Source organism: Streptococcus cristatus ATCC 51100, from assembly GCF_000222765.1.
In the GTDB taxonomy this organism is placed as follows: Bacteria; Bacillota; Bacilli; order Lactobacillales; family Streptococcaceae; genus Streptococcus; species Streptococcus cristatus.
Genome location: NZ_AFUE01000007.1, coordinates 228,689 through 235,217 on the forward strand (window position 1 = coordinate 228,689; position 6,529 = coordinate 235,217).

General features: G+C 44.7%; 3 protein-coding genes and 1 pseudogene. All 4 read right to left on the reverse strand.

Translation table 11 applies throughout. The annotated features are described in order from the left end of the window. Positions 1-7: 7 nt before the first annotated feature. Positions 8-1,450, reverse strand: a complete 1,443-nt coding sequence (gene purF / locus HMPREF9960_RS06690; RefSeq protein WP_005591669.1) for an amidophosphoribosyltransferase — start codon at positions 1,448-1,450, stop codon at positions 8-10. Between the two features lie 161 nt (positions 1,451-1,611). Next, complete coding sequence (locus tag HMPREF9960_RS06695; RefSeq protein WP_005591668.1) at positions 1,612-5,337, reverse strand: phosphoribosylformylglycinamidine synthase; 3,726 nt, start codon at positions 5,335-5,337, stop codon at positions 1,612-1,614. Between the two features lie 56 nt (positions 5,338-5,393). Then, complete coding sequence (gene purC / locus HMPREF9960_RS06700) at positions 5,394-6,101, reverse strand: phosphoribosylaminoimidazolesuccinocarboxamide synthase (RefSeq protein ID WP_005591667.1); 708 nt, start codon at positions 6,099-6,101, stop codon at positions 5,394-5,396. A gap of 184 nt (positions 6,102-6,285) precedes the next feature. Then, positions 6,286-6,529, reverse strand: a pseudogene (locus HMPREF9960_RS06705) (type I glutamate--ammonia ligase); the annotation flags it as partial.

The following is a 6,529-nucleotide window of genomic DNA, read 5'->3' on the forward strand; positions in this document are numbered from 1 at the left end:
CATCCGCCTATTTGTAAAAACTGGTTTTTTCATCCAAACTTCTACGATAGTCTTCTTCATAGTCGTAGAGAGGAGTTGGGTAGTCGCCGTCAAAGTAAGCGACACAGAGGCCACCGTTCGGCGCATCTGTTTCAATCCCGATAGAATTAATCAAGCCATCAATTGAAAGATAGGTCAGGCTATCCGCACCAATGATTTGGCAGGTTTCTTCGACCGTATGATTAGCCGCAATCAGCTCCTGACGCGTCTGGATATCAATCCCGTAGAAACATGGATAAGCTAGCGCAGGACTTCCAATAGCAACGTGAACCTCAGAAGCACCTGCTTCTTTCAAAAGCTGAACGATACGGCGAGAGGTTGTCCCACGAACAATAGAATCATCAATCATGACCACACGTTTGCCTTTGACAACGCCTGAAACAGCTGATAGTTTCATCCGCACTCCTTGCTCGCGCAATTCTTGAGTTGGTTGGATAAAGGTGCGTTGGGTGTATTGGTTTTTGATGAGGCCCATTTCGTTTGGCAGACCAGATTCTTCCGCAAAGCCCATGGCTGCGCTGAGTGAGGAATTGGGCACACCAACCACGATATCTGCTTCATGCTTGAATTCACGCGCCAATTGAGCCCCCATTCTCTTGCGGGCTGTATGGACGTTAACACCATGGATATTAGAGTCAGGACGAGCAAAGTAGATGTACTCCATAGAGCAAATCGCAAGCTGAGTATCATTCGTATAACTATCATACTGGATCCCGCTGTCATCCACGATCACAATCTCTCCTGGTTTTACATCGCGAATCCACTCGGCACCAATGACTTCAAAAGCACAGGTTTCAGAGGAAACGACCACCGCTCCGTTGGCCATTTTCCCGATTGAAAGCGGACGGAAGCCATTAGGATCAAGGGCCGCAATCAACTTGTCCTCAAACAGCAAGATATAAGCAAAGCCACCTTTGACAAGACTGAGCGCTTCCTTGATTTTGCCCATCAAACTAGGATTGTGACTACGACGAATCAAATGAGCCAAGATTTCAGAATCAGAGGTTGAGCTGAAAATAGCGCCTCTTTGTTCCAATTCTTTCTTGAGCGATTCGGCATTGGTCAGATTTCCATTATGGGCCAAGCCAAACTGCATATCATGAAAGCGAAAAATGAAAGGCTGTATATTATCTACAGAAGCTTCTCCTGCGGTCGCATAGCGCACATGTCCAATCGCGCTAGTTCCCGTCAGTTTGTCTAATTTGGTAGGATTTTTGAAAACTTCTGATAGAAGCCCCATATCACGATGGCGCTTCAGTTTCCCTTGGTCATTGGAGAGGATCCCTGCCCCCTCCTGACCACGGTGCTGAAGACTGTGGAGCCCAAAATAGGTCATTTTAGCAGCATCTGGATGTCCCCAAATACCGAAAACACCACATTCTTCATTAAGAGATTTTACTTCGTATGTCATTTTTTATACCTAATTTTTATTTTTGCATCATTCCTTCAGTAGAGCCGAATGATACGGTAGAAGCTCGTTTCACTCGCAAAACAAACCTTTTGCAATCACCAAGAGCTAGATCTACATGACTTTTATATTACAGATACTATCTATTAGAAAATCTGTAAGTCTTATTTTCCAGTAAAGTATTTAACTGCTGATGCAAAGAGATGTTGATCTTTATTCCCTGGGATGTTTTGGAAAAGACCATCTTCATAACGTTCTGAGTGTCCCATTTTACCAATGATTTGGCCGTTCTTGCTGGTAATTCCTTCAATAGCATTTACCGAACCATTCGGATTGTACTTAGAATCCATACTTGGTTTGCCGTCAAAGTCAACGTATTGGCTGAAGATTTGGCCATTGTCACGGAGCTCCGCAAATTCCTCAGCCGTCACAACAAACTTCCCTTCACCGTGCGAAACAGGAATAGCATGGATATCACCCACTTGCACTCCAGCCAACCATGGTGAGTTGGTATTGGCAATCCGAGTTTCAACCATCTTGGCCACGTGTTGATTGGCATCATTGTAGAAGAGTGTTGGACTAGTACTGCTGGCATCCTCGAAGTTCCCGTATGGAAGAAGACCCGATTTGACCAAGGCCTGGAATCCATTACAGATACCGATAATCAAGCCACCACGAGCGATAAAGCTATCAATGGCTGCACGCACTTTTTCATTGAGCAAGATGTTGACAATAAACTTAGCTGATCCATCTGGTTCGTCCGCAGCTGAGAAGCCACCTGCAAAGAAGAGAATGTTAGCCTTGTCGATATTGTCAACCATGGTTTCAACTGACTTGACAATGGCTTCTTCATTCAAGGTCACGAATGGCACCAAGTTGACCTCTGCACCTTCTTTTTCGAAGGCTTTAGCTGAGTCATATTCTGAGTTGGTTCCTGGGAATACTGGGATGTAAACAACTGGTTTTTCAATAGTTTCCTTCGCTTTGATGACTGCGTCAGAAGCGACAGCTGGCACTTCTGCCAGTTCTTTCGCTTGGGCAAATTCAGTAGGGTAAACTTCTTCCAGTTTTCCTTGGAAAGCACTGTCAAGCTTGTGTCCATCTAGCTTCACGCCGTTGACAAGGAGAGCAAAGTCTGCGCTTGTTTGTCCAATCTTCTCCACTCCAGCGATTTCTTGAGGAGATGTGAAGACAAATCCACCCAATTGTGCTGTCAAAGCCGTTTCAAGTTCAGGCAAGGTCACCTCTGCACCGATATGATTTCCAAAGGTAGCAAGAGCCAAGCTTTCAACGACACCACCATATTTAACAGCTGATGCAGACGTTACTTTGTGGTCAACTTGGATGGCTTCAAACTGAGCAAAATTAGACTTAATCAATTCAAAATCAATCTCTTCAGAGAGGGCTTGGCCTGGGATATAGTAGATGTTTTCACCAGCAGCCTTGAACTCTGGAGAGAGCACCTTACGACTATCTGCCGTCGTCACCCCAAAGGCAACCAAGGTTGGTGGTACGGTTAATTCTTCAAAGGTACCAGACATAGAGTCCTTACCACCGATAGATGGCAAGCCAAGTTGGATTTGTGCTTCGATAGAGCCTAGAAGAGCCGCTACTGGCTGACCAAAACGCTCAGCTTGCTTGTCCATACGCTCGAAGTACTCTTGGTATGAGAACCGAGCCTTAGACCAGTTGGCGCCAGCAGCCACTAAACGAGCAGTTGCTTCGATAACCGCATAAGCAGCACCATGGTATGGAGACCATTCTGCTACATATGGATGGAATCCTTGAGCCATGACTGACGCAGTGTGAGTTACACCGTGCTGAACTGGCAATTTCTGCACAGAAGCCTCAGTTGGTGTGAGTTGGTAGCGACCACCAAGTGGGTGATTGACCGTTGAACGACCGACCGAACAGTCAAAGATAGTTTGTAAACCTTTTTGACTAGCATGGTTCAAATCAGATAGAACCGCAAGGGTATCAGCTTCAAGTGTTTCAGCAGATGTTTGACGTTCTTCTGGAAGCTTGACATCCTTGTCAACCACCTTAGCATCTACAACCACACGTACACCATTGGTATCAAGGAAACGACGTTCCAAATCCACGATTGTCTCACCATTCCAGTGCATGACTAGATTTGGTTTTTCAGTGACTGTCGCAACCACAACAGCATCAATATTTTCTTTGTTACATTCCCCAACGAAGGCATCTACGTCCTCAGGACGAACCACCACAGCCATACGTTCTTGTGATTCAGAGATGGCAATTTCTGTCCCGTTCAAGCCTTGGTATTTAAGAGGCACTTTGTTGAGGTCAATTTCAAGACCGTCTGCCAATTCACCGATGGCCACACAGACACCACCTGCACCAAAGTCGTTGGACTTCTTAATAAGACGAGTGACATCGCCATTACGGAAAAGACGTTGAATCTTGCGTTCTTCGATGGCATTCCCTTTTTGAACCTCAGCTCCAGCAGTCTCTATAGACTCAACTGTTTGAACCTTAGAAGACCCTGTCGCGCCACCGACACCATCACGCCCAGTCTTCCCACCGAGTAGAATAATCACATCGCCCGCTTCCGGTTTTTCACGGACAACGTTGCCCTTGGGAGCCGCACCGACAACGGCACCAAGCTCCATGCGTTTGGCTACAAAGCCTGGGTGGAAATACTCACGAACGTAAGTCGTCGCCAGACCAATTTGATTCCCATATGAAGAATAACCATGAGCCGCTGTCTTAGAAATGACTTGTTGTGGCAATTTACCAGCACGCGTTTCCGAAATCGGTGCTGTAATGTCACCAGCACCTGAGATACGCATGGCTTGGTAAACGTATGATCGGCCTGACAACGGGTCACGAATGGCGCCACCAATACAAGTAGCCGCGCCACCAAATGGCTCAATTTCCGTTGGGTGGTTGTGGGTTTCGTTTTTGAACATAAGAAGCCACGGCTCTTTCACACCATCAACATCCACTTCAATTTCAACTGAGCAAGCATTGATTTCGTCAGACACTTCCATATCGTCCAAACGCCCATTAGCACGCTCATAACGACCAAAAATAGTCGCCATATCCATCAAGGTTTGAGGTTTTTCAGACCGGCCTAGTTCATCACGCATGGCAATATACTTTTCATAAGTCGCCTGCAATTGCTTTTGGAATTTAGAAGCTGAGAAATCAATGTGTTTCAACTCTGTCTCAAAAGTCGTGTGACGGCAGTGGTCAGACCAATAAGTGTCCAAAACCTTGAGTTCCGTCTCAGTTGGCACACGCCCGATTGACTTGAAGTAATCTTGGATAAAGAGCAAATCATCCACTTCCATGGCCATGCCTTGTTCGGCCTTGTAGCGAGCAAAGTCTTCTGCCGTATAGCTTTCAAAGAAAGTCAATTTCGGAATGGTCTTGTCTGACTCTGAAAATTCCTGCTTGGCAATCCCTGTCGTGATGTCCTTGAAACGAGAATCAACTGGATTGAGCAAGTAGTTCTTGACCGCTTCCAACTCAATTGCATCAATATCTTTATTGACCAGGTAAAGTTGAGCCGTGTTGACTGTCACATCACTCGAACTTCCCAGCAAAAGCAAGGCTTCTTGAGAGGAAGCTGCACGTTGGTCAAACTGCCCTGGCAGGCTTTCAATAGCAAAGAAAGCATAGTTAGCAAGATCCGCTTGCACAGCTGCTTCGTCCAAGACATGGTCTGTCACCTGCTCAGAGAAGATGTGCTTCTCTGCAGGCGCAAACAAGTCCTCTGCCAAATCAAAGACATCATAAACCTGCACGATACGAATACTTTTCAAGGTTGATAATCCCAAATTATGCTGGAGCTCTCTTACCAAACTCTCTGATTTGACCTGAAAATCAGCTTTTTTTTCAACAAAAATACGTTTATCCATCAATTCTTATTCCTTTATTTCAGCTCTTGCAATATTCCCAAACAGCCTTTAGGTTGTTATTTCAATTCCTGCAACTTTTCCCAAACAACTTCGTAAACATCTGTTAATTCACCTAAGCCACGACGGAAAACATCCTTGTCCATGTGGTTGCCATCCGCATCCCACAAGCGGCAGTTGTCTGGTGAAAATTCGTCTGCCAAGATAATCTTGCCATCCTTGTCAAAACCGAACTCTAGCTTAAAGTCAATCAATTTGAGGCCAATCTCAGCAAACCAGGCTTTCAAGAGCTCATTGATACGACGCGTTTCTTCCTTCAAGTAAGCAATCTGCTGGTCATCCGCAATTTTAAGGAATTTCACATGCTCATCATTGATAAAGGGATCATCCAAATCATCATTTTTATAGTAAAATTCAACGATCGGCTCTTCCAGCTCGATTCCTTCTTCCACACCGAAACGTTTTGAAAAGGAACCAGCTGTATAGTTGCGGAGCACAACTTCCAAAGGAATGATATCAACTTTTTTATTGAGCTGATCTGTATCTGAGATTTTCTCGATAAAATGCGTTGCTACACCGGCAGCGTTCAACTTTTCAAAGATAAAGGCTGAAATCTGATTATTTAACACTCCCTTGCCCGCAATCTGCTCCTTCTTGACACCGTTAAAAGCAGTCGCCTGATCCTTGTAGCGGGACAAAATCACCTGCTCATCTTCTGTCGCAAAAATATCCTTTGCTTTTCCCGAATATAACAACTTGTTTGACATTTTATTATTCGCCTTTCGTGCTTTTATGCTTTAAGTTTATCACTTTTAAATATATTTTACAAGTATTCCCCGTACATTGCAGGCTAAAAAACATGAAAAAGATTGGAAATACAACATTTAAAAACTGAAAATATCTTGTTTCCATACAAAAACAGGACTTTTTCAAGCCCTGTTCTAGAATTCATTAATATAAGTCTAAATAATTATCAATTTCCCATTGGGAAACGAAGGTCGCATAGCTAGCCCATTCAATCCGCTTGGCTTCAACAAAGCTAGTGTAAATATGGTTACCCAAAGCTGCCTTGACTACCTCATCTTCAGTTAAAGCCTTAAGGGCATTGTGGAGAGTAGATGGCAGATCTGTAATACCGGCTTCCTTGCGCTCCTCAGCTGTCATCACATAGATATTTTCCTCGATTGGAGCTGGC

Bases quoted from the DNA above. Each gene is read 5' to 3' on its own strand.
- purF (WP_005591669.1), bottom strand. From the start codon at position 1,450: ATGACATACGAAGTAAAATCTCTTAATGAAGAATGTGGTGTTTTCGGT.
- purC (WP_005591667.1), bottom strand. From the start codon at position 6,101: ATGTCAAACAAGTTGTTATATTCGGGAAAAGCAAAGGATATTTTTGCG.
- HMPREF9960_RS06695 (WP_005591668.1), bottom strand. From the start codon at position 5,337: ATGGATAAACGTATTTTTGTTGAAAAAAAAGCTGATTTTCAGGTCAAA.